Origin of the sequence: Endozoicomonas ascidiicola (genome assembly GCF_001646945.1) — a bacterium.
Taxonomy (GTDB): Bacteria; Pseudomonadota; Gammaproteobacteria; order Pseudomonadales; family Endozoicomonadaceae; genus Endozoicomonas; species Endozoicomonas ascidiicola.
Map to the genome: position 1 here is coordinate 355,939 of NZ_LUTV01000001.1, position 23,645 is coordinate 379,583.

The 23,645-nt window shown below is 48.0% G+C and carries 16 protein-coding genes; 8 read left to right on the plus strand and 8 right to left on the minus strand.

Annotated elements, in window-relative coordinates; genetic code table 11:
• Position 1 precedes the first annotated feature (1 nt).
• From AKL11_RS01330 to AKL11_RS01340, 3 genes are all read right to left on the minus strand, one after another.
• Positions 2-913 carry an ABC transporter permease subunit gene (locus AKL11_RS01330; RefSeq protein ID WP_245673376.1) on the minus strand — a complete coding sequence of 304 codons (912 nt, stop codon included), beginning with the start codon at positions 911-913 and terminating at the stop codon, positions 2-4.
• Positions 910-1,836, minus strand: coding sequence for an oligopeptide ABC transporter permease OppB (oppB, locus tag AKL11_RS01335; RefSeq protein WP_067514794.1), 927 nt, complete (start codon positions 1,834-1,836; stop codon positions 910-912). The genes AKL11_RS01330 and oppB overlap by 4 nt, the downstream gene beginning before the upstream one ends.
• A 116-nt stretch (positions 1,837-1,952) precedes the next feature.
• Positions 1,953-3,566 carry a peptide ABC transporter substrate-binding protein gene (locus AKL11_RS01340; protein WP_253705155.1) on the minus strand — a complete coding sequence of 538 codons (1,614 nt, stop codon included), beginning with the start codon at positions 3,564-3,566 and terminating at the stop codon, positions 1,953-1,955.
• Between the two features lie 426 nt (positions 3,567-3,992).
• Here AKL11_RS01340 and livH point away from each other — a divergent pair, with 426 nt between their 5' ends.
• The 4 genes from livH to AKL11_RS01360 are packed head-to-tail and all read left to right on the plus strand — an operon-like array spanning position 3,993 to position 7,768.
• Positions 3,993-4,919: a high-affinity branched-chain amino acid ABC transporter permease LivH gene (gene livH, locus AKL11_RS01345; RefSeq protein WP_067514796.1), complete on the plus strand. Its 927-nt coding sequence runs from the start codon at positions 3,993-3,995 to the stop codon at positions 4,917-4,919.
• Positions 4,916-6,253 carry a high-affinity branched-chain amino acid ABC transporter permease LivM gene (locus tag AKL11_RS01350; protein ID WP_067514798.1) on the plus strand — a complete coding sequence of 446 codons (1,338 nt, stop codon included), beginning with the start codon at positions 4,916-4,918 and terminating at the stop codon, positions 6,251-6,253. The genes livH and AKL11_RS01350 overlap by 4 nt, the downstream gene beginning before the upstream one ends.
• Before the next feature lie 53 nt (positions 6,254-6,306).
• On the plus strand, positions 6,307-7,035 hold the full coding sequence (gene livG / locus AKL11_RS01355) for a high-affinity branched-chain amino acid ABC transporter ATP-binding protein LivG (protein WP_436404685.1): 729 nt from the start codon (positions 6,307-6,309) through the stop codon (positions 7,033-7,035).
• Positions 7,036-7,048: 13 nt separating this feature from the next.
• Positions 7,049-7,768: an ABC transporter ATP-binding protein gene (locus AKL11_RS01360; protein ID WP_067514802.1), complete on the plus strand. Its 720-nt coding sequence runs from the start codon at positions 7,049-7,051 to the stop codon at positions 7,766-7,768.
• A 77-nt stretch (positions 7,769-7,845) separates the two neighbouring features.
• Here the strand turns inward: AKL11_RS01360 and AKL11_RS01365 are convergent, their stop codons facing one another.
• The 3 genes from AKL11_RS01365 to AKL11_RS01375 all read right to left on the minus strand — a co-directional run bounded on the left by AKL11_RS01365 (position 7,846) and on the right by AKL11_RS01375 (position 16,477).
• Positions 7,846-11,979 carry a cellulose binding domain-containing protein gene (locus AKL11_RS01365; protein ID WP_067514804.1) on the minus strand — a complete coding sequence of 1,378 codons (4,134 nt, stop codon included), beginning with the start codon at positions 11,977-11,979 and terminating at the stop codon, positions 7,846-7,848.
• Positions 11,980-12,072: 93 nt separating this feature from the next.
• The gene (locus tag AKL11_RS01370; RefSeq protein WP_067514806.1) at positions 12,073-14,181 is read right to left on the minus strand and encodes a cellulase family glycosylhydrolase; all 2,109 of its coding nucleotides are present in this window, start codon (positions 14,179-14,181) and stop codon (positions 12,073-12,075) included.
• Between the two features lie 88 nt (positions 14,182-14,269).
• Positions 14,270-16,477 (minus strand): glycoside hydrolase family 6 protein, encoded by a 2,208-nt coding sequence (locus AKL11_RS01375; protein WP_067514808.1) that lies wholly within the window; start codon positions 16,475-16,477, stop codon positions 14,270-14,272.
• A 1,070-nt stretch (positions 16,478-17,547) separates the two neighbouring features.
• On the opposite strand from AKL11_RS01375, the gene cysD reads away from it, so the two are divergent.
• From cysD to tdh, 4 genes are all read left to right on the plus strand, one after another.
• A complete protein-coding gene (gene cysD, locus AKL11_RS01380; RefSeq protein ID WP_067514810.1) occupies positions 17,548-18,468 on the plus strand; it encodes a sulfate adenylyltransferase subunit CysD in 921 nt (306 codons plus the stop codon).
• The gene (cysN, locus tag AKL11_RS01385) at positions 18,468-20,072 is read left to right on the plus strand and encodes a sulfate adenylyltransferase subunit CysN (RefSeq protein WP_067514812.1); all 1,605 of its coding nucleotides are present in this window, start codon (positions 18,468-18,470) and stop codon (positions 20,070-20,072) included. Before cysD ends, cysN begins: the two co-directional genes overlap by 1 nt.
• 177 nt (positions 20,073-20,249) lie before the next feature.
• The gene (locus tag AKL11_RS01390; protein ID WP_067514814.1) at positions 20,250-21,446 is read left to right on the plus strand and encodes a glycine C-acetyltransferase; all 1,197 of its coding nucleotides are present in this window, start codon (positions 20,250-20,252) and stop codon (positions 21,444-21,446) included.
• Between the two features lie 32 nt (positions 21,447-21,478).
• Positions 21,479-22,504: an L-threonine 3-dehydrogenase gene (tdh, locus tag AKL11_RS01395; RefSeq protein ID WP_067514816.1), complete on the plus strand. Its 1,026-nt coding sequence runs from the start codon at positions 21,479-21,481 to the stop codon at positions 22,502-22,504.
• Positions 22,505-22,662: 158 nt separating this feature from the next.
• On the opposite strand, the gene AKL11_RS01400 is transcribed toward tdh, so the two are convergent.
• Positions 22,663-22,941: a hypothetical protein gene (locus tag AKL11_RS01400; protein ID WP_067514818.1), complete on the minus strand. Its 279-nt coding sequence runs from the start codon at positions 22,939-22,941 to the stop codon at positions 22,663-22,665.
• 300 nt (positions 22,942-23,241) lie between these two features.
• Positions 23,242-23,640, minus strand: a complete 399-nt coding sequence (locus AKL11_RS01405; protein WP_157673404.1) for a transposase — start codon at positions 23,638-23,640, stop codon at positions 23,242-23,244.
• Positions 23,641-23,645: the final 5 nt, after the last annotated feature.

The following is a 23,645-nucleotide window of genomic DNA, read 5'->3' on the forward strand; positions in this document are numbered from 1 at the left end:
GTTATCGATCCTTGGGGTCCAGCGCATCACGCAGACCGTCACCAATGAAGTTGAAACAGAACAGGGTGAGAGCCAGGAAGGTGGCAGGGAATGCCAGCATCCAGGGAGCAGATTCCATTACTTTGGAGCCTTCGGAAATCAATACGCCCCAACTGGTTAACGGTTCCTGTACACCAAGACCAAGGAAGGAAAGAAAGCTTTCCGTGAGAATGACCTGGGGAATCGTCAACGTCATATAGACGATCACCGGTCCAAGAATATTGGGAATAATATGGCGGAAGATAATCTTCGTAGTGGATACACCGCTGGCATGGGCCGCCTCAATAAACTCTTTTTTCTTAACCGCCAGTGTCTGACCGCGTACGATTCGCGCCATGGTTAGCCATTCAACGGCACCGAGTGCGACAAAGATCAGATAAATGTTCCGGCCAAAAATCACCATCAGGATAATGACGAAAAACATAAACGGCAGTGAATAAAGGATATCCACAAAGCGCATCATGAGGTTGTCGACACGCCCGCCCATATAACCGGCGACAGCTCCATAAACGACACCGATCACCAGCGACACCGTGGTCGCCACAAGGCCAACCATTAACGACACTCTGGCGCCATATAGGGTGCGGACGAACAGGTCTCGGCCATTTTCATCGGTACCAAACCAGAAGCCTTCTGCAAAGTTTGGCGGCACTTGAATAAAGTCCCAGTAGACTTCATCAAAAGGGTGGGATGATAGCCAGGGCGCTAAGATCGCCATTAAAGTAATGATGGAGAGAATCACCATCGAAACGACAGCTGCCTTGTTTCGCATTAAGCGAATACGGGCATCCTGCCAGAGCGAGCGGCCAGCGACTTCTGAATAGTCATCATTAAAAGACGCCAGCTTGTCGTTCATGTTCAATGCATTGCTCATGCGCCAACCCTCAGTTTCGGATCCAGGAAGCTGTAAATCACGTCCACGATCAGGTTCATCATGAGAATCAAGGTTGCGTAGAAAATCACCACACCCATGACCAGAGGGTAATCACGGTTCAGCGCAGCATTCACAAAATAACGACCAACGCCGGGTATATCGTAAATGGATTCAATTACCACCGAGCCAGTGGTCACGGCAGCCACCGCCGGGCCTAAATAAGAGACAACCGGCAACAAAGCACCTTTGATACCATGACGCACCACCACCAATCTTTCACGAATGCCTTTGGCTCTGGCGGTTCGGATGTAGTTGGAATGCAGAACCTCAATCATCGAGCCTCTTGTCAGTCGGGCGATGTAGGCGATTTGTGGTAATGCCAGAGAGATCACGGGCAGGACAAGGTTTCTGGCAGCACCATCACCCCAACCTGCGACGGGCAACCAGGCAAGATAGACACCAAACACCAGGGAAAGAATGGGGGCTGCAACAAAGTTTGGAATGGCAATGCCAGTCATGGCAACGCCCATAATGGCGTAATCGGTTTTCTGGTTTTGATAGAGTGCTGCCAGCGTTCCCAGCCCAATGCCAATAAACGTCGCGAGCAGAATAGCCAGGCCACCGATTTGAAAACTGGCAGGCAAGCCGGAAAGAATCAGTTCAGTAACTGAGAAATCCCTGAATTTGTAAGAGGGCCCAAAATCAAACTGAAGCAGTTTGCTGATGTAGATGAAATACTGCTCGTAGACCGGTTTATCCAGATCATAGGCTTTGAGAATATTGGCTTCAATTTCCGGCGGCAGCTGTCGTTCCTGATCGAACGGGCCTCCGGGGGCAATGCGCATCATGAAAAATGCGATTGTAATGATGATAAACAGCGTCGGAATCGCCGTTAGCAACCGCTTGAGTATGTAGGCAAACATGGAATTATTCGCTCTTTCCTTTGGAGATCCCTCTTCGTTTTATTTTTCATGGCCATCCATGGCGCACGACAGCGTTGAGCATACTCCTGCTGTGGGCAGGAGCGTATTCCGTTTGATTACTCTTTGATAGACAGGTAACGAGCCAAGTGGATGTCGGATGCGTTATCAACCCAGCCTTCAACCTTTGGATTTACCAGGTTCTTGGATACGTAGTGGTAGATAGGAATGTTTGGCATGGCCTTCAGTGCAATAACCTCAGCCTGACGCATGAGTTCATTACGTTTAACCGGACCGGATTCCAGCTCTGCAGCCCTCATCAGTTCGTTATACTGGTTGTCATTAAAGTCAGAGTAGTTCTGGGAAGAGTTACGACTTTCCATCAGACTCAAGAAGTTCTGTGGGTCGTTGTAGTCTGCAATCCAGCCCGCACGGCCAGCCTGAAAGGTTCTTGTTTTCAGGTTGTCGTAGTGAACTTTGACTTCGGTGTTAAACAGTTCGGTTTTAACGCCCAGCGCCTTCTTCCACATTGCCGCTACGGCGATAGCGATTTTCTTGTGGTTTTCAGAGGTGTTGTAGCTCAACTGAATCGTAGGTGCATTATCCTTGTCGTATCCAGCCTCTTTCATCAGACGCTTAGCCTCGGCTACCCGTTCTTTCTGAGACATGGTTTTCCAGCTTACTTCCGGTGATTGACCATAGTCGCCAGTACCTGGTGGTACAAAGCTGTATGCTGCTACTTCTCCGGTTTTAAGGACTTTTTCCGTAAGAATTTTACGATCAATGGTCATGGCCAGCGCTTCACGAACTCGAGTGTCTTTCAGCACTTCATCGTTAAGGTTGAGCGGGTAGTAGTAAACGCCGAGATATGGCGCGATACGCACATAATCAGGCATGTTGGCCTCCAGCCACTTCAGGTCGGAAGACGCAAAGTCTGTTTGTATGTCAATTTCGCCAGCCCGCACGCGCTTCAGAACCGCTGAACGGTCTTCCTGTGGATAGAACACCAGCTCATCAAGAGATACATTTTCAGCGTCGTAGAAATTCGGGTTTTTTTCCAAACGGATTTCTGAGTTTGGAGTCCACTGGCTAAGGGTGAAAGCACCGTTACTGACCATTCTGTCGTCTTTTGCCCAATCTCTGCCCAGCTCTTTAATTTTGTGAGCAGGTACAGGGTAAGCAGTGTAGTGGGCCAGCTGTGCAATGAAGTAAGGGGCTGGTCCGGACAGTGTGATCTCCAGTGTTTTATCGTCAATTACCTCAACACCGAGCGCTTCCGGGCCTGCTTTACCCGTATTTACCAGTTCAGCACCTTTGATGGTGTACAGAAGCGAGGCATAGCCGGCTGCAGTTTCAGGTCTCAGAATACGCTGCAGAGCCAGTTTGAAATCCTCAGCAACGACTGGCTGGCCATCCGACCATGTATGATCGCGCAGGGTAAAAGTGTATACCAGACCATCGTCGGACACTGACCAGCTTTCTGCTGCGCCGGGAATGATGGATCCATCGGCGGCTTCGGTGGTTAACCCTAAGAACATGTTACCAACGATGCGGCTTTCCCAAACACCAGAGGTGTAGTGAGGATCAAGTGAGGCGGGTTCACCCATGTTACCAATCCGCAGAGTACCGGCGGCATAGGCATCGTTATCTGTAGTGGTGAGTAAAACGCCCGAAAGGGCCACAGAGACAGCCAGAAGGCTGGCCTTCAGGTTTTTTAGCTGCTTGATTTTCACAGTCGTCACTTCCTCTTTTTATGGTCTTCTTCTGTTATAAGGACTGTCAAACTACTTAAGTGTGGATGGTATCCGTACCTGACATCGTAGTTTTTATTAGAAGCAAAATATCGCCTGATAGGCGAACGTGGGCTAATAAAACCAGATTTAAAATGTTTATGCAAACGTGTGTTTGCATCTGGCGTAAGGCATAAATCAGGTTGGTGAATGATAGATGAACAGGTGTGCCTGCAAAGAAAATTTCAAATTTCAACAGTTAGAAACATTTTACTTTCGAAAACTTCGGCTTTTATTTAGGATGGGGGCACATTTTACAGGGAATTTAGCTTTCCTGTTTTGGCTTATAGGACAGTGACTGTTTATTAGCCAAGGGTTAGATAACCCGGAAGAACAAACTAAAAGAATAAACATAATAAGGTGTACATTATGGGGGAAGCTGGGTTTTATTTTATACAGCAGTTGCTGAACGGGCTGACTGTAGGCAGTACATATGCCCTCATCGCCATAGGCTATACGATGGTCTATGGCATCATTGGAATGATCAACTTCGCACACGGCGAAATTTACATGATTGGCAGCTACGTTGCCTTCGCCGTGCTGGCTGCTCTTGCCTTGATGGGCATTGATAGTGTCACTCTGATGCTGTCAGCCGCATTTATCATCAGCATTATTATCACCAGTACTTATGGGTTTACTATTGAACGGGTGGCTTATCGGCCATTACGCAACAGTAATCGTCTGATAGCGCTGATCTCTGCTATTGGTATGTCTATTTTCCTCCAAAACTATGTGCGTATTGCCCAAGGCTCTCGGGATATCGCCATGCCGAGTTTGATTTCTGGCGGGTGGAGTTTTGGGCCTGAAGACGGATTTAATATTACGTTGTCGTATATGCAGGTGGTAATTTTCATTATTACCTTCATCACCATGACATTGTTAACCCTGTTTATTTCCCGTTCACGTATGGGCAGAGCTTGTCGGGCTTGCGCTGAAGATTTGGGAATGACCCGTCTTCTGGGCATTAATACCAATCAGGTAATTTCCCTGACCTTTGTGATTGGTGCTGCGCTAGCCGCCGTTGCGGGTGTTCTGCTTGGTCTCTATTACGGTGTAATCAATCCCTATATTGGTTTTCTGGCTGGGCTAAAAGCCTTTACTGCTGCGGTGCTTGGCGGCATCGGAAGTATTCCTGGTGCGGTGTTGGGTGGATTAATTCTTGGTGTTACTGAAGCATTCACAGCAGGCTATTTCAGTACAGAATATAAAGATGTTGTCGCCTTTAGTCTTCTGGTGCTGATTCTTCTGTTCCGCCCGACAGGCATTCTGGGTAAGCCGGAGGTAGAAAAAGTATGAATAACTATAACGCTACAGCCAGCTTGCGTTGGTTTCCGGCATTTATGGCCGCGGGCGTCCTTTTGTTACTGGCCGTGTTGATGCTGGGTGTTCAGCTCACAACAGAAAATACTCGGCTGGTGGTTAATTTTGCAGCCAGTGAACGCTGGGCATGGATTGTGTCTGGTGCTGTTTTTGTTTTTCTTGTGCAGCTCTTTCGTGATCCTTTAACGGCTTTATGGAGTGGCGTTAAGGTTAAGGGGCATAACGCGGTTCCAAAAATCAGTATTCCCTCATTGGACGACAATAAGCCGCTGAAACGCTTGCTGATCAGTTTTGCCATTGCGGGTTTGCTGATCTGGCCATTTTTTGTTTCCCGTGGTGCTGTAGATCTAGCAACACTGGCATTGATTTATGTGATGCTGGGGCTGGGATTGAATGTAGTGGTTGGTTTGGCAGGGCTGCTTGATCTTGGCTACGTTGGTTTCTACGCCGTTGGTGCCTACAGTTATGCATTGCTGAATCAGTATTTTGGTCTGGATTTCTGGAGTTGTTTGCTGATTGGCGGTGCGATGGCGGCACTGTTTGGCTTTGTTCTTGGCTTTCCGGTGTTAAGGCTTCGTGGGGATTATCTCGCCATTGTCACCTTGGGCTTTGGTGAAATTATACGAATCCTGTTGAATAACTGGACGGCGATTACCGGTGGCCCTAACGGCATTAGTCAGATTCCAAAACCGACTTTATTTGGTTTGGAGTTTACTCGCCGGGCAAAAGAAGAAGGCAATGTGCCGTTCCATGAATTCTTTGGTATCGACTACAGCAGTGGCTACAAAGTTATCTTCCTGTACATTCTGGCGGTGTTACTAGTGCTGGTCACTTTGTACGTCATTAATCGTCTACTCAGAATGCCCATTGGCCGTGCCTGGGAAGCACTCCGTGAAGACGATATTGCCTGTCGTTCTCTTGGTTTGAATCCAACAGCCATCAAACTCTCTGCCTTTACCATTGGTGCTGCTTTTGCTGGTTTTGCCGGCACCTTCTTTGCTGCACGACAAGGGTTTATTAGCCCGGAGTCGTTCACCTTTATTGAGTCTGCCATCATTCTCGCCATTGTGGTGTTGGGTGGGATGGGTTCTCAGATGGGTGTGATTTTGGCTGCGGTGATTATGACCGTGTTACCAGAATTTGCCCGGGAATTTCAGGAATATCGGATGCTGATGTTTGGCTTGATGATGGTGCTGATGATGATCTGGCGTCCGGAAGGGTTGATGCCAATGAAGCGTCCGCATTTAAGCCTGAATGACGATCAGGAATCCGAATCAGTCAGCGGTCAGCCTGCGGCTGGAAGCGTGTAAATGGGAGGAGTTGTAAGATGAGTCAATGTTTGCTTGAAGCATCGGATCTCAGTATGCGCTTTGGTGGTCTGCTGGCAGTGGATCAAATGGCGCTGAATATCCGCAAGGGTGAAATTGTTTCCATGATTGGCCCGAATGGCGCCGGAAAAACGACAGTGTTTAACTGTTTGACCGGTTTCTATCAGCCAACCGGTGGCAAGATTCTTTTTAAAGAGCAGGCCGTCGAAAAGCTGCCCGGTTTCAAAATTGCCCGCCTGGGTGTGGTGAGAACGTTTCAGAATGTTCGTCTGTTCAAGGCGATGACCGTTTTGGAAAACCTGCTAGTGGCACAACATCGTCACTTGAATACCGGATTATTGGCTGGACTGTTTAAAACACCGTCTTTCAGGAAAAGTGAAAAAGCGGCCACAGAGCGTGCAGCGTTCTGGCTGGATAAGGTTGGGCTGACCGAGTTTGCCAACCGTGAGGCAGGAAACCTTGCCTATGGGCAGCAGCGCCGGTTGGAAATCGCTCGTTGTATGGTGACTGATCCAGAGCTTTTGATGTTGGATGAACCTGCCGCAGGTTTGAACCCCAATGAAACTCGTGAACTGGATGAGTTGATTTCCGATTTGAGAAAGTCCCACGGCGTATCGGTGCTATTGATCGAGCATGATATGAAACTGGTGATGGACATCTCTGATCGTATATATGTGATTAATCAGGGGCGTCCTCTGGCTTCCGGTACACCGGAAGAGGTTCGCAATAACCCTGAAGTGATTAAAGCCTATCTTGGCGAATAGTGGGAGAGGACGTATGAGCAATCAGAATTCACTATTAAGCCTTGAGAATGTCTCTACTTTTTATGGGCAGGTACAGGCGCTGGATTCCGTTAGCGTTGAGATCAATGCGGGTGAAATTGTCACTCTGATTGGTGCCAACGGTGCAGGTAAAACCTCATTGCTGATGACGTTGTGTGGTGATCCAAGAGCCAGCAGTGGCCGAATTTTTTACGAAGGTCGTGAGATCACTCGGGAAGATACGGCGGATATCATGCGTACAGGGATTGCGCTAGTACCGGAAGGTCGTCGTGTGTTTTCACGACTGACCGTGGAAGAAAACCTGAGCATGGGTGGGTTCTTCACGAACGAAAAGGATTACGAGAAAATTTATCAGCATGTGCTTGAGCTATTTCCACGCTTGGAAGAGCGACTTAACCAACGGGCTGGTACGATGTCTGGTGGTGAACAGCAAATGTTGGCCATTGCCCGGGCGTTGATGAGTAAACCTAAACTGCTGTTGTTGGATGAACCATCCCTTGGGCTTGCCCCGATTATTATTCAGCAGATTTTTGACATTATTGCCAAGCTGCGTGATGAAGGCATGACGATCTTTCTAGTAGAGCAGAATGCCAATCAGGCTCTGAAACTGGCTGACCGGGGTTATGTTCTGGAGAATGGCAAGATTGTTCTTCAGGACACTGGGCAGGCGTTGTTGGTTAATGAGTCTGTCCGGGAAGCTTATCTTGGCGGTTAATCACTTATATTAATCGAGAACGAATTGAAAACTCCCATGTGATGCATGGGAGTTTTTATCATCATTCAGACGTGAAACTATTCTGTTTCACACACGCTACCATTCAAACTAAAACTGTCTGGTATGATCATTGCACCGGACTTATTTCCCTGGAATCCAAAAGAAACACTTCCGCCAGCCGCAATGTTACCATTCCAATGTCCAGCCGGATTAGTCGCAGTGATCTGCTGTCCGCTTGAAGTTAGGGTGGCATTCCAGCCACTGGTAATAACCTGCCCGTTACCCAGTAGGAAGTTCAGGTCAAAACCTCTGACCACTTCACTGCCGGTGTTATGGATAGACACATCCACTTGAAACCCAGACCCCCAGTCCTGCATGACACGGTAATCAATACGGCAGTTGCCGTTGGCTCCAATTTCGACTGTTGCCTCCGGTGATAGAGACGCAGTAAGGCCTTGGTTATGCAATGCTTTTACCTGCAGACGATATACACCAGGTTCATCTGGCGTCCAGCTGACTTCGTAGGGCTTTGTGCTGGATACGCCAGCAAGTTGTCCATCCACAAAGTACTCTACAGCGCTAACCGCAGATAAGTTTGATTCCAACTCAAGAGTGACACTGTCAGACTTGATCGTTGTACCGTTCTCGATACCTTTCAGCCCTAATTGAATAGTACTTTCAGGCGCATCAGGACTACTGCCGTCTATCTGCAAGAGATAAGCTGTGAGTTGGTTAACCTCGGTCGCCGACAAGTCTGCTGTTTTACCGTGAGCATTATTGAAACCGAACAGTTCACTTACGGTTTCTGCAGAACCATCATGGAGATAAGGCGCTGTGTGGGATAGATCCCTCAATGTCGGTGTGTCCAACCCGGAAAGTACACTGCTTAGCCGCTGACCGGAGGCTGAGCTCAGAGTGCCTACGTCGTGCATCAGCCCTTTTGGACTGTCGGTGTAACCGGTACCGCTATGGCAACTGGCACAGTTGGCCTGATCGAATAACACTTTGCCGGCCTGCGCATCGGCGGTGAGATCACCACTCTCTGTGCGATTAGAGCTAGGATCAAAGTCTTTTAAGGACGCGACATATGCAGCCAGGGCGTCGAGTTCGGAAGAGAGCCCTGTTTTGAGCGTGCCCAGTGGATGGTTTACACCTTCCAGGTTGAAACTGGCATTGGACATCAGGCCAGTACCTGCTGCAGGTCCACGAATGTCATGCTCGAAGTCCTGAATCTCATCAAAGTTGGCGCTCCAGTGAACACGACCATGATCTGTACCACCACGGCCTTTTAACGAGATGGTGTTACGCAGACCTTCGCCGCGATTTGTGAAATCCCATACACGGCCATCTTGTTCACCATCAAGATGGCAGGTAGCACAGGTGAGATAGCCATCCATGGTCATACGGGTATCAGCAGCGTTATAGAAAATCTGTTTACCGCGCAGTACTTCGGCATCCAGTGCTTCATTACCGACCGTTGAAATAGTAGCCATCAGATTGACTCTGTCGGTGCCATTCGTTAGTAGTTCGGAAAGGTCAACAACGGATACGGAGCGCCCCATGAAATTTTTTACATATAGGCGCTGACCCGATTGATCCAGAAGTAATGCCTGAGGTGCAAGACCAACATCGATACGTGCAATTTCCTGACCACTGTTGGGATTCAAGACAATCACTCGATTACTGCCTTGCATTGCGACAAACAGATAGCTGCCGTATTGATCATAAGTGACCGCCGATGGCTGGGAGTGGTTATCAATATCAACCCTCTGGTTTGTTGATTCTTCACTTGCGTTGATATTGAGGGAAGCGACCAGGCTTCTGACCGTGGTTTCAAAAGACGGTACTTGGCCATCTTTGAATAACCCTCGCAGTACATTGTCTTTTTTACCGACCACCCGAGCACTTTGACCATCAGGGTGTAAGGCTAAACCCGTAAGGTAGTTGGGGATGCCTCGACCACCGGTGCTGGTATCCAGTGTCGTAGTATCCATCGGTAATGGTATTTGCGTTTGCAGGCTTAATGTCCCCGGATTTAAGTTCCAGACTTCGCCTTGATCCTGCGATGAAATAAAGCGGCTGACCAGCAGGGTATTGCCATCCAGCGATTGCCCAAGTGCTCGCGGGGTACTGCCAACAGAGACACGGTTAATCAGACTGTGATCAGCGCTATTAAATTGCGATACGGAACCTGAGCCCATTTCAGATACATAGACAGAATGCTGGTCAACGCTTGCCATTATCGCTATTGGTTTGGCACCGTAAGGCAATGGCAAGGTATCAACAATGTTGCCGCTGCTTGTATTGATGACCATGACTTCACTGCTATCACGACAGGCTACCCAGAAGTTGTCGTTTGCCCGGGTGATAGATACCGGATCATCACAGACAGAAATTTCCTGCATTACGGTGAGAGTGTCTGTATTGATCAAAGCAAGACTGTTGTTGTCTGGATTGACTGCTGCGAGCGTACTCAACTCATTGTGCATTGCCAGCTGTGAAGACTGTGCCGGCATACCCTCGTACAATTCTTCAACAACGACAACCCGTAGAGTCTGGCTGATGATATTGCCGCCGGGGTCTCGCACCTGAAGGCTGACAGTGTGTAATCCCGGTGTCGTAAAGGCATAGGTGATATCGGGTGAATTGGACCAGCTATTGCTGCCATTGCCAAAGTCCCATCGGTATTCCAGTGTGTCGCCCTGTTCATCAGAAGCCCGGGCTGAGATAGCAATGGTTTCATCCTGAAGTATGGGGCCTTCAACGCTTAGATCAATGCCTTCAAAGATAGGTGCCGGGTCGTCATTGACTTCAGAGCCGGTGGAAAAGAGAAAACTGAACTCTTCAAAACCATTTCCGGCAACATCTTTAACGCCATTATTAATAAACGTCACCCGATAGGTGCTATCAGGGTTCAGCAGTTGTTGTGGGGTAAAGTTCACTGTCTGATAGCTGGTGCTGACAATATCGCCGGGGATTAAGTCCGGCGTACCTACTTTCCGAAGTTGAATATTGGTATCCGTCAGTGTGCGTTCATCCAATATTTCACTAATGGAGAAACCAACGACGGTGGTCAAAGGCTGGCCAGTGGCATTGGCAAACGGATGGTGAAAACCTACTTCTGGTGGTCGTGTATCAAGACCATCCTGGTGGGAATAAAAGAAGGTTTTGCCATCGCCACCGTTTGATCCGCTGATGGCCAGAAGATTACCAAGAGGCATCCACTGGAAATCAAGGAAGGTATCCGGCCATGGTCCGGGTGCTTCGATTTTCTGTTCAACTTTCAGTGTTTCCAGGTTGATTTTAACCCCGTAGCTATCGCTGCCGGCAAAACCGTATTCATCCTGGAAGTACATGTAACGACCTGGTGAATCCGAAAATGGGACGCCACCGGCATATTTGAGATCGGTGGGATCGGAGAAATCAATCATTACCAGATTGTTTTTATCTTCATTGGCGTCGTTACCATTCAGAAATACGACTTTGTCGCGCCATACATGGTAAGTGGTTGTGTACTGATTAAAATTACCCACCAGAGAGTCAAGCAGGCGGATATTATCGGGATCACCAATATCAAATACTGCCAGACCATTGCCCTGTACAAACATCAGGTTACCAATACGAAAACGCAGGCTGCTGTTGATGCCTGCATTGTCCATAGAAAACGTAGAGGTAATGGTGTTTGGGTTCTGGTCCGGATTAGCAAAACGTAAATCGTGGACATTGCTGCCACTGGTGCCAGTGGGGAATGTTTCCAGTACCTGCCACTTTTCCAGCTGGCCAGACTTGTTGATGGGAACGGGGACGTTAGGGGCTGTCCAGGGTTTGAGGTCAAGCATATCGGACAGGTTAAGGAAATTGTAATGACTGTCACCCAGTTCAGGCATGGAGTATTCCCGCCAGAAGAGGTCCGTATTGAGTTTGTACCAGCGATGACCATTATCTCCGTACTTGTTTTCGTGAACCATCACCGGGGAGATAGGGTCAGATACATCCCATAAGCTGGTGCTGCCCTGACCCATCAGGTATAAGTATCCTCGATGGAAGGTGACCATACGACCACCGTAGGGTACATGGCTGAGGTATTCACCGGCACTGTAGCCAGTTTGAGGGACACCGGGGCCGTTGCTGCCATCGTAGTTGGCATTGGCTGCCGACAGTGCCGATGACAGAAGCAACGTCACGGCGCTTCTGAAGGGATTGATTCGCATTGGATTAGTCCTGTTTTATTATTTTTCTGGACAGCATTAAGCGACAACTAAGAGCGGCATATCATGGATAGATACGCCGCTCTTTATCAGGTGTTAATTAACGACACATTCCGGAGACGCAAAGCTGCCACCATGTCCACCTTGCATACCAAAGCTATGACTTGAGCCAGGCTGCAATGTTGAATAGGACGGAGATGTAGCTTTCAGACGGTTTGGTGCAACCTGCTCCAAAGTGGCGTTCCAGCCATTGACCAGAGTGACATCCTGAGGGAAGACCAGTTCTACGCTCCAGCTCTTGATCTCCTTGCTGGTGGTGTTAGTGACCTGGACATTGTTCAGAACAAATCCGCTATTCCAGATGTTTTCAGTGCCACTGCTGCAGCTAAGGCTTAATGCAACCACATCAATACTGGTTGTGGCTATTGCCCCAAGTGGTTGCTGCTGTGCATCCACCGCCGAAATGGTGATTGGATAGCTACCTAACTGAATAGGAGCGGTAAACACGGTACTGGTTTGATCCATGACAACCGTCGTTTGACCTTCGAACTCTGCTTGATACCCCGCCGCATTTTCAACAACAACATCAATGGAGAAATCTTTACCGGATTCAACAGTATCTGGAGCGCTGATTGTTATCGTGGCTGGAAGTGAATCCAGTGCCTGCAGAGCGATGCTGTCGGTGATATCTAGCTCAGTACCGTTTGCACTGGTGCCTTTTAACGTGACAGTAAAGTTTTGTTCCGTGGTTGGAGCGGTCAGTGATAGGGTGGTGTCAGCGCTTGAAGCTACAAAGGCTCCATTAATGTAAGCGTTTACACCGGCTACTTTATTTCGACTCAGTCGTACGTCAAAGGGCTGCCCCGTCAATACAACAGTGCCCGCCTCTGGTGACTTAATGCCTACCGATGGCGACAGTGACGCGTAGTAATCAGTCACTGTCGTACCGACGGTTGCATTACCCAGAGGAACCTGATGGTCCAGTCCAATGAACTTGCCATTGGGTGCTCGCCAGAGGGAGGGCTCAAACAGAGCGTATTTGGCTTCATCCCAGGTGGTCCAGTCATTGTTCAGAAGACCGCCGGTGTCACCGGAGTTGGGGTTGATGCACCAAAAGGTGTGGTGAAGTTTATTTTCGATGATCAAATCACGAATAGCGACCATCCACTTTTCGTTATCGCCGCCATCCATGAAACCGCCCCACTCACCAATCAGCAGTGGCGCAATCTCTTCTTCGTGGATGAACATCCAGTTGTCTTTCCAGACATCTTCATAAAGCGTTTGCTTGTTGAATCCTTCGTAGAACCAGGGTTGTTGATAAACAAGAGGACCATAGTCGTGTGGTGAGTAAACCAGTTGATCCTGGTTGTCGCCAAGATCGATAGGAAAGTCGCGAACACCCTGAAGGTTTCCGCCCCACCAGTTGTTGTGATAGTCGTCTTCTGTCTGGGCAGTCCAGGTAATACCATCAATAGGATAGGACTCGATACCTTCACAGAGCACCAGCATATTGGGGTTAATGGCCAGAATACGATTGGAGGCCGTTTCGCAGGCGTATTTCCAGTTGTTTATGTCAGTAGAGTCATCCCACTTGGCAAATTCCGGGTCAGCCCAGGGTTTACCATGTGGCTCGTTTTCGATATCCATCGCCAGAATGGTGTCGTCGTTTACATAGCGGGCAGTGACCCATTCCCAGGTGCTGTAGAAAATTTCCGGGGTGATCTGGCCTTTGTACCACATGGTGTAAACGTGACCAGAGTTGTCTGCTTCAGCACTGTGGACATCCAACATCACTTTGACGCCGTATTGTTTCGCCACGGCGAGAAAATGATCAAAGATTTCCAGATCGGTTTTGTCCACCAGATTGGGGTTGGTTGATGTGTTTACATTGGGGACGGAGGCTTGCCCCTGACTCCACTCATAGAGCAGTTCCGTCGAAATGGGCACTCTTAACAGGTTGATACCGCGTTCAGCAATAGACTGAACCGTGGTTTCCAGATTCACTGACCAGAGACCGTGGAAGGTTCGTTCAGTGGCATTAAAACCAAACCAGTTGGCGCCGGTCAGCCAGACGGGTTGGCCATCTATGTCGACGATCTGGTTACCTTCCACATGGAGCCAATCGTCATCCGGCAGCGGTGCCGAGTGAGCAAGTGACGAGTACATGAAACCTGCAAGAGCGCAGGAGAGTAGCTTTCTTTTCATTATTAGTGCTTCCTTTTTTAGTGGCTCTTCCTCGATATAAACGACAACTATCAAAGTGAGAGTTGTCGTTTATCAAACAATTAGAGGGTTAAAGAGCCGGATAGGCATTCTTGACCAGCATACGGAACTGTTCATGGAACCAGGCTCCGGCGGAAGGCGCGTTATCCATGGCGCCTGTCAGTACACCGCCAGAAGTGGTGTATGAAGGGCTGCACATGTGATCAAAGCTTTTGCCTTCATCGTCCGGCGTCGTTTGAGTGGAATCACTGGTACCGTCGGACTCGCCGGGAGGCTTGATCCAGACATAGGCTTCAACCACGCTGTCCGTACCAAAAGGCAGAACCTTGGGCCTTTCCCCGATACCAGCACCGCTGACATTACACCAGTTACCCCTGTGGGCGCGGCGATCCAGCTTGCTATCGATAACGTATTGGTCTTCAGACGCCGCATCTTCATTGGCAGAAGCCGGGCGATTTGAACCACCCCAACCATTACGGGAGGTGTCAATGAGCATGGCTACATCCTGTGGGAAGCCATTAGCGACAAAGGCACTGTGCAGTTGTTCGGCAAAATCTTTCTCATCGAATACAGGGTTCCATTCGTAATAACTGCTAGACATGACGCCCATGTAATTACCATCAAAATCAAACTCTGGGTCATCCAGATAGATTTCTTCGGTTGGGGTGTAGTTAGAGACGTTGGAAATAAAACCGTCCAGCACACTCATATCGCCACCGGCAGCACCACGTACGACATCGGTATACAAACTGATGGCGCCACGCAGGTTAGATTCCCAGCCAAGCCAGCCGGAATGGGCGATGTCCAGATAGGTATAGACATTATCCAGTTCAGCGAATGCGCCGATCGCGTGTTGTATGCCTTTGACGTAGGTGCCATCACTCTTCACCTGACCACACTTCAGTACAGTGGTGTTGGTGACCAGATTGGGCAGAGAATCTGGCTCCAGTACGGCAACAATCCGCAGATCTTTAAATCGTGCATCGCCGGCGATATCCGCAATTACATCAATGTAGTCCCGTTTGTAGATATTCAAACCATCCTGCTTGGAATGCAGAGTGCCATTGGAAGCCAGTGCGGCGCAGTCTCGATCAGGCAGGTTATAAACGACAATGGTTACCGTCATGGGTACGCCGTGTTCTTTTTGCAGTAATGCCTGCTCGAAATGTTGCTCAAGGCTCAGGCGATTACTGTTGTTTGCGCCCCCGTAAATCGCTTCAATGCGATCCAGCCAGACAGCAGTTGGGACGTCTCGCATTTTCTCCATTTTGGCTTTTAGGGTTGGGTTGGTTTCCTGTGCAATAGAACGATCCACAAGATTGGCATAATCAGGGTTGATATAAGCGGTTGCGCCAAGAAACGGGTTATTGACATGCGCGATCTCACTTGGTGCAGTTATGACCACCTGACGTGTAATGCTTGAGGTGTTTTTGCCGTCACTGACGACCAGAGATACAGTGAATTGCCCAGCACTGGTGTAATCATGTCTGACAAGACTGTCTTGTGCGGTATTACCGTCACCAAGATCCCAGCTAAATGACAATGTGTCATTTTCTGCGTCCGAGCTTCTAGCGGCATCAAGGGTGACGCTGTAGCCGTTCATATAGACGTCAATACTGGCTACCGGAGGTGTGTTTACGGTGAGAGTATCAACGGTCACTACCTGATTGAACGTATGACTGAGTTCACCGTCGTGAACGATCAGAGTGACCGTGTATTGACCAGTTTGAGCGTAGTTATGTTCAGGAGAAATACCTTGAGCCTGAGTGTTATCGCCGAAGTCCCAGGTGTAGGTAAGTTCGTCACCATCAGGGTCAGAGCTGTCAGCCGCATTGAACACAACTTCGGAATTGTTTTGTGCCAGAGTAAAGCTGGCGACAGGTGCCTGATTATCAACGCCAAGCCCGCAATGATCGCCATTAATCTCTGGGATTTTGGCGGGGCTGTTCGCCGATCCTTTATTACCTTGTACACCAAAAGAAACGGTTTGACCGGGCGCAATAGAGCCGTTCCAACCAAGGTTGGAGGCGTTATAGGTTCCGGTGCCTGATACGGTGGCATTCCAGTGAGAGGTGATGACCGAGCCATCAGCATACTGCCAGTTTACATTCCATCCATTAATTGGCTCGGCTTTTGCGTTGGTTATTGCAATGGTGCCAACGAACCCTGTATTCCATTCGTTAGCAATTTGGTATGAACAGTCTGCGGAGGCTATTTCTGGCATACAACTAAATAGCAATGCTAAAGCAGCGCCTTTTGCTGAGAGGGTATTTTTCATTATTGTCATCCTGGTTTGATTGATTGTTGTTTTTAATAACCAGTGTTGCGTTATTTATCTTTTGCAAAGATTTTTTATTGTTCACCTTGCTGAAAGTTTGAAAAAACAATTAATCGTGCACTGTCTTTTAACTTAATTAACTTTCTTTGCATCATATTGGTGATGAACGGTACTTATACGATATCCCCATAATCTAATGCTGGTGGCAATAAGTGGTTTTGAAAAAGGTGAAGTAGGTCTTAGTTGCGATTTTCTAATTGTTTTTTTGGGTTTTTGTTTGTTTTTATATGAGTGGTGTTGAATTTTTTTGTTTGTAAATATAAACGACTTTTATAGTTTATTGGCTTCTTTTATTAGAAAGTGACAGTTTCTCGGCTTTGTTATTTTCTTAAATCTGAATAAGCTTCATTTTTATGGTGATGGGTTTAGCCATCAAGGTTTGACAAATAAATGACAATTAAGCATTTTCATAAGGTAAATCCTATTTTTTCAATGAGTTAAGTCGTATTGATGCAAGATTAATAAGAGAGCTCTAACCACTGGAGCTATAATTCTGTAAGTTGTATCAGTACAGGAAAGCAGTATGAAGTCTGAATACGATAAATTAAGTCGAATGGAAGTAGTTATGCTGGCTGGCTCCTTGAGCGTTCTTGCCAGCACACTGATGGCACTGGGTGCACTTATCCAATAGTTTGTCAGCTTCTTTTAGAAAAGCCCTTCTCATTGATGTTTTGTCAAAAAAAGGGCTCGTTTCTACCTCTCCCCAAGTGTGGCAATGGCTGCAGCATCGACCTCGCCAAGCGCTATATTCATATATGTAAACGATCTAGCTGTTTAATTTATTATTCTTTTTACGCTGATAGTATTCTACCTAGGAGCCTGTCGGACTTAGCCGACCGTAGCGAGAAAAAGTCCGGTTTGAGTCAGTTTTTATTCTCATTTGAGGCGAATAGCGAGCTATTCAACGAAAAGGAGCATAAAAAATGGCCAAATCCGGCTTTTTCGCAGTAGGTCAGTGGTAAGTCCGACAGGCTCCTAGAGAACAATAATTTCGCTTTGGGTTGCCATGCATGTCAGATCTCGATCAAAACCACAGCCTTAACCACCTGAAACAGTTGGAAGCTGAGAGCATTCACATCATTCGTGAAGTCGCGGCCGAGTTTGAAAACCCGGTGATGCTTTACTCCATTGGTAAAGACTCGGCGGTCATGCTCCATCTGGCGATGAAAGCGTTCTATCCGGGTAAACCACCTTTCCCACTTCTTCATGTAGATACCACCTGGAAATTCCGGGAGATGATTGAGTTCCGTGACAATCACGTAAAAAACCTTGGGCTTGAGTTGCTGGTGCATACAAATCCGGATGGATTGGCGCAAGGTGTTGGCCCTTTCACCCACGGCAGCGCAAAACATACGGATGTCATGAAAACTCAGGCTCTTAAGCAGGCATTGGACAAGTACGGTTTTGATGCTGCTTTTGGTGGTGCTCGCCGAGATGAAGAACGCTCCCGAGCGAAAGAACGAGTGTATTCCTTCAGGGATAAAAACCACCGCTGGGATCCAAAGAATCAACGACCAGAGTTGTGGAATATCTACAACAGCCAAGTCGAGAAAGGCGAGAGTATTCGTGTATTCCCATTGTCTAACTGGACTGAGCTGGATATCTGGCAGTACATTCACCTTGAACAGATTCCGATAGTGCCTCTTTATCTGTCTAAGGAGCGCCCTGTGGTAGAGCGGGACGGCAATTTGATAATGGTGGACGATGATCGTCTTCCACTGAATGAAGGTGAAGTGCCGGAGATGCGCAAGGTTCGCTTCAGGACGTTGGGATGCTATCCACTCACCGGTGCTGTTGAATCCGAAGCGGATACATTGACCGATGTGATTCAGGAAATGCTGCTGACCAGAACATCGGAACGACAGGGGCGGGTCATTGATCATGACAGCGCGGGCTCCATGGAAAAGAAAAAGCAGGAAGGGTATTTCTGATGTCACATCAATCTGAATTAATTGCCACGGATATCGACGAATACCTGAGCCGCCATGAGCGCAAAGAGATGATGCGCTTCCTAACCTGCGGCAGTGTTGATGACGGAAAAAGCACACTGATTGGCCGCCTGTTGCACGACAACAGTATGGTGTATGAAGATCAACTTGCCGCAGTGGAAAACGACAGTAAACGTGTAGGTACTCAAGGCGAGAAGATTGATCTGGCCTTGCTGGTGGATGGTCTTCAGGCAGAGCGTGAACAGGGCATCACGATTGATGTGGCCTACCGTTACTTTTCTACAGAAAAACGTAAATACATTATTGCGGATACGCCGGGTCACGAACAGTACACCCGAAATATGGCAACGGGGGCTTCAAACTGTGATCTGGCGATTATTCTGATTGATGCTCGCCAAGGTGTCCTGACTCAAACCCGTCGGCACACGTATATTGCGAATCTACTGGGTATCAAGCACCTTGTCGTCGCCATCAATAAGATGGATCTGGTGGATTACAGTCGTGAGCGTTTTGATGAAATTCGCCGGCAGTATCTGGATTTTGCCGAGTCGCTGAAACTCAGTGATGTGCAGTTTGTTCCTATCTCTGCATTGGATGGCGACAATGTGGTGCACAGAAGCCAGCACATGAGTTGGTATCGGGACAGCTCTCTGATGGTGATTCTGGAAAACGTTGAGCTAAGCCGAAGCAGCAACCTGGATGATTTTCGCTTTCCGGTTCAGTATGTGAATCGACCGAATCTGGATTTCCGTGGATTCTCCGGAACCATTGCTTCTGGCACTGTTCGCCCGGGTGATGAGGTTAAGGTATTGCCTTCTGGACAGACGTCTACTGTCGAACGCATTGTGACCTGGGATGGCGACTTGCCTCAGGGTATTGCCAGTCAGGCTGTGACATTGACGTTAACAGATGAAATTGATATCAGCCGTGGCGATATGCTAATACACAACAGTGGTGATGTAACGGTGTCATCCACTCTGGATACCGATGTGGTCTGGATGGCAGAGGAGCCGCTTTCTTTGGGAAGGCAGTATCTGATCAAGTTTGCCGGTAGCCAGATTTCGGGCGCTTTTTCTGATATTTCATACCGTGTGGATATTAATTCATTAAGCGAGCATGAAGCGGATAAATTGCAGCTTAATGAAATTGGTCAGTGCCAATTGCAATTGACTAAAGATATTCCAGCGGATCGTTATCAGGATAATCGCCAGACCGGCGCTTTTATTGTGATTGATCGCTTGAGTAATGCGACGGTTGCTGCAGGCATGGTGCGCGGAGCCAGCAAGCAGGGTTCTGACATTAAACCGGTGAGCCAGCGGGAACGTCAGCAGAGATTAGGGCAAAAGGGCGGCGTTTTTGAGGTGCCCGGCCAGTACGCTGTTTCTGTTGAACGTTTGTTGTTCAATCGTGGCTTCTTCCCTGTTGTGATCAATAACAATGATGAGTTTCTTGAGCTTAAGCTTGAAATGTTATCCAACACTGAAACGGTAATTCTATTAGCAAGTGATGATTTATCACAATCAGAGCCGCTGGATTTGGTACGTCTTACTGATCAAATTGCCCAATCCATTTCATTGGTTGAGTAGCTCTATTAAGGCACTCTCGGCGAGAGTGTTTTCTTTACCTCCTTTCTATTTCTTTTATTCCTTCTGTTCTTCTAAGGCAGCGCGCCTAAAATACGTACAAATGCCTGTTCAATGGCGTGCCATACTGATTCACTATTAGCTGTTAATGATTTTAACCACCCTCTATCAGGAGCCACAATGAAGGCTGATTTTTACGGTCGCCTGCGCGATCAGCTGGAAGAACTGAAAAGCGAAGGCCTTTATAAAAGTGAGCGGGTAATCAGCTCTCAGCAGCAGGCCGAAATTAAGGTAAGCACAGGCGAAGAAGTACTGAACTTTTGCGCTAATAACTATCTGGGGCTGGCAAATTCGCCGGAGCTGATTGAAGCCGGAAAACACGGCCTTGCTGAGTTTGGCTTTGGTATGGCGTCCGTGCGCTTTATTTGCGGTACTCAAACCGTGCATAAAGAGCTGGAGGCGAAAATTTCGGCCTTCCTGGATATGGAAGACACCATTCTTTATCCTTCCTGTTTCGATGCCAATGGCGGCTTGTTTGAAACCATTCTCGACCCAGAAGATGCCATTATCAGTGACTCTTTAAACCACGCCAGTATTATTGATGGTGTGCGTTTGTCCAAGGCTAAGCGTTTCCGTTACGCCAATAACGATATGGCGGATCTGGAAGCCCAGCTGAAAGCCGCCGACGAAGCCGGTGCCAGAACCAAACTGATCGCCACTGATGGTGTATTCTCCATGGATGGCGTGATTGCCAACCTGAAAGGTGTCTGCGATCTGGCGGATAAATACGGTGCTCTGGTGATGGTGGATGACTGTCACGCGACAGGCTTTATCGGTGAAAATGGTGCCGGTACACCGGAATACTGCGATGTTATGGGTCGAATTGATATTCTGACCGGTACGCTCGGGAAAGCATTGGGTGGTGCTTCCGGCGGTTACACTTCGGGTAAAAAAGAAGTGATCGACTGGCTGCGTAACCGCTCCCGTCCTTACCTGTTCTCCAACACCTTGGCGCCAAGTATTGCGGCGGCCTCTCTGAAAGTGTTTGAGATGATGGCAGAAGGAGGCGAGTTGCGCGAGAAAGTACGTGGCAATGCCGAATACTTTCGTTCAGAAATGACCAAGCTGGGCTTTACCCTGGCCGGTGCCGATCATCCGATTGTGCCCGTTATGTTGGGTGATGCGTCGTTGGCAGGCAAGTTTGCGGAACGAATGCTCGAAGAAGGCATCTATGTAGTAGGGTTCTCTTTCCCGGTAGTGCCAAAAGGTCAGGCCAGAATTCGTACTCAGATGTCCGCTGCCCATAGTCGTGAGCACCTGGATAGAGCCATTACAGCTTTTGCCAAAATTGGCCGAGAGCTGGGCGTCATTAATTAAGACGTGTCGAGATAGTTGAGATAAAGAATACTGTGAAAACATTAGCAAAATTAAAAGCAGAACCTGGCATTTGGATGGCTGATCGCCCAATGCCAGAAGTGGGCTATAACGATGTGCTGATCAAAATCCGCAAGACCGCTATTTGTGGTACGGATATGCACATCTATCACTGGGATGAATGGTCACAGAAGACCATCCCGGTAGGCATGCACGTCGGCCACGAATTTGTGGGTGAAATCATTGAGATGGGCGATGGGGTTCGTGGCTTTGAGAAAGGTCAGCGGGTTTCCGGTGAAGGTCATATCACTTGCGGCCATTGTCGTAATTGTCGGGCCGGTCGTCGTCACCTGTGTAACTTCACTGTGGGTGTGGGTGTGAACCGTGATGGTGCCTTTGCTGAGTATTTGGTCATCCCAGCGGAGAATGCATTCCCGATTCCTGATGATATCAGCGATGAGCTGGCTTCTATCTTTGATCCATTTGGTAATGCAGTACACACAGCGCTCTCCTTTGATCTGGTGGGTGAAGATGTTCTGATTACTGGCGCCGGCCCCATCGGTATTATGGCGGTGGCGATTTGTAAGCACGTAGGTGCTCGCAATGTGGTGATCACAGATGTGAATGAATACCGTCTGGATCTTGCTCGTAAAATGGGTGCAACCCGTGCCGTGAATGTTGCCAACACTGAGCTGAGCGACGTGATGGCAGAGCTTGGCATGAAAGAAGGCTTTGATGTGGGGCTGGAAATGTCCGGCAATGGTCGAGCATTTGAGCAGATGCTGGAAAACATGAACCACGGTGGCAAGATAGCTTTATTGGGCATTCCTGCCAGCGATACGGTGATTGATTGGAATCAGGTGATTTTCAAAGGCTTGGTGATCAAAGGGATTTATGGTCGTGAGATGTATGAAACCTGGTATAAAATGACCAGTATGCTGCAGTCCGGTTTGGATATTTCTCCAATCATTACTCACCGCTTTGCAGTGGATGATTTTGAGCAAGGGTTTGAAATTATGGGTTCCGGACAATCCGGCAAAGTGATTCTAGACTGGAACTAATTAATCAAATTACTGCCCAAAAGCCAGCTTTGCTGGCTTTTTTATGAAAAAAACGTGCAGCGTATTGGTTATGAGCTACACATTACTATGGATGCTATTTCCAATAGTGGAAGGTCTTATACCAATTCTGCTTTTAAATTGTGGGCTGCGCAGCCATTTTAACCGACTGGATCAGCGTTGAAGTTCCTCGCCATAGCTAATGCTATGACTCGTCTCTTCGCCTTTATGCCCTGTGGGTATTGCCCAGTTGCCCAAAATAACTTGCTCACTCCATAATTTAAAAGCGCCATTGGTATTATTCTGTAATGTGTTGATTGGTGGTTATACGTGAGGATTGGTAAGTTCTTTTTTTTTTCTGTTTTTTTCTGATAAGTCTTAATGCTTTTGGTGGTGGTTTTGTAGCGGCTTCTGGTGTAGAAGAATTTCTTGGTCAGCATAGAATCGATACTTTACAACGAGCAAGGAATGGAGGTTATCGAGTCAGTATTCTTTCTGGCAATGTCTCAGGTATTGATAGAGTCGCAGTCATTGTTGGCGAAGATGCTTTAAAAAACTACTCGTCTGCAGGAACTGGGGAAAAGCTGGCATCGTTATTTACTTTTCGAGGGCTAGGAGGCTGACCGAGAATAGCCCGGTTAGCTCTCCTAAAACCAGCTCAACCTGAAAGCGCTCAAATAATGATCAGCATTTAGACCTTAATTTTCCACTTTACTCATATTCAGGCCTTTTTAAGGCATTTATGCTGCATTTTTAACCTTTTTCAAATCATCAAGACGGATTAACCCCGTTGATGCTACTTTCACCATTTTTTTCATGTTATGCGCCGAACATACCAGCGAAAACTCTGCCGCTACTTTCTCTTTACCTCTCAGACTAAAGCTCTTGAAACCAGAATTTTTTATCTGACCAAACGGTGGCTCAGCGATGACTTTACGATGTGCGTATATTGCCTTTGCTTCAGTGGTTTCCATTTTCTTGTTCATGGCTTGGCGTATGGCCTCGAACTTATCCGTACGGATAACTCTGCCCGCCTCCTTTTTTGAACCACTGCACCTCGAGCGGTAAGAGCACTCCCTGCAGACATCTTTACTGGCTCGATAACTTTTTCGTTTGGCTTTGCTGTTCGGGTTCGTTATTAACT

Excerpts from the sequence above, each read along its gene's own strand:
- AKL11_RS01330 (WP_245673376.1), bottom strand. The coding sequence starts at position 913 with ATGAGCAATGCATTGAACATGAACGACAAGCTGGCGTCTTTTAATGAT.
- oppB (WP_067514794.1), bottom strand. The coding sequence starts at position 1,836 with ATGTTTGCCTACATACTCAAGCGGTTGCTAACGGCGATTCCGACGCTG.
- livH (WP_067514796.1), top strand. The coding sequence starts at position 3,993 with ATGGGGGAAGCTGGGTTTTATTTTATACAGCAGTTGCTGAACGGGCTG.
- AKL11_RS01350 (WP_067514798.1), top strand. The coding sequence starts at position 4,916 with ATGAATAACTATAACGCTACAGCCAGCTTGCGTTGGTTTCCGGCATTT.
- livG (WP_436404685.1), top strand. The coding sequence starts at position 6,307 with ATGCGCTTTGGTGGTCTGCTGGCAGTGGATCAAATGGCGCTGAATATC.
- AKL11_RS01360 (WP_067514802.1), top strand. The coding sequence starts at position 7,049 with ATGAGCAATCAGAATTCACTATTAAGCCTTGAGAATGTCTCTACTTTT.
- AKL11_RS01365 (WP_067514804.1), bottom strand. The coding sequence starts at position 11,979 with ATGCGAATCAATCCCTTCAGAAGCGCCGTGACGTTGCTTCTGTCATCG.
- AKL11_RS01370 (WP_067514806.1), bottom strand. The coding sequence starts at position 14,181 with ATGAAAAGAAAGCTACTCTCCTGCGCTCTTGCAGGTTTCATGTACTCG.
- AKL11_RS01375 (WP_067514808.1), bottom strand. The coding sequence starts at position 16,477 with ATGAAAAATACCCTCTCAGCAAAAGGCGCTGCTTTAGCATTGCTATTT.
- cysD (WP_067514810.1), top strand. The coding sequence starts at position 17,548 with ATGTCAGATCTCGATCAAAACCACAGCCTTAACCACCTGAAACAGTTG.
- cysN (WP_067514812.1), top strand. The coding sequence starts at position 18,468 with ATGTCACATCAATCTGAATTAATTGCCACGGATATCGACGAATACCTG.
- AKL11_RS01390 (WP_067514814.1), top strand. The coding sequence starts at position 20,250 with ATGAAGGCTGATTTTTACGGTCGCCTGCGCGATCAGCTGGAAGAACTG.
- AKL11_RS01400 (WP_067514818.1), bottom strand. The coding sequence starts at position 22,941 with ATGCTGACCAAGAAATTCTTCTACACCAGAAGCCGCTACAAAACCACC.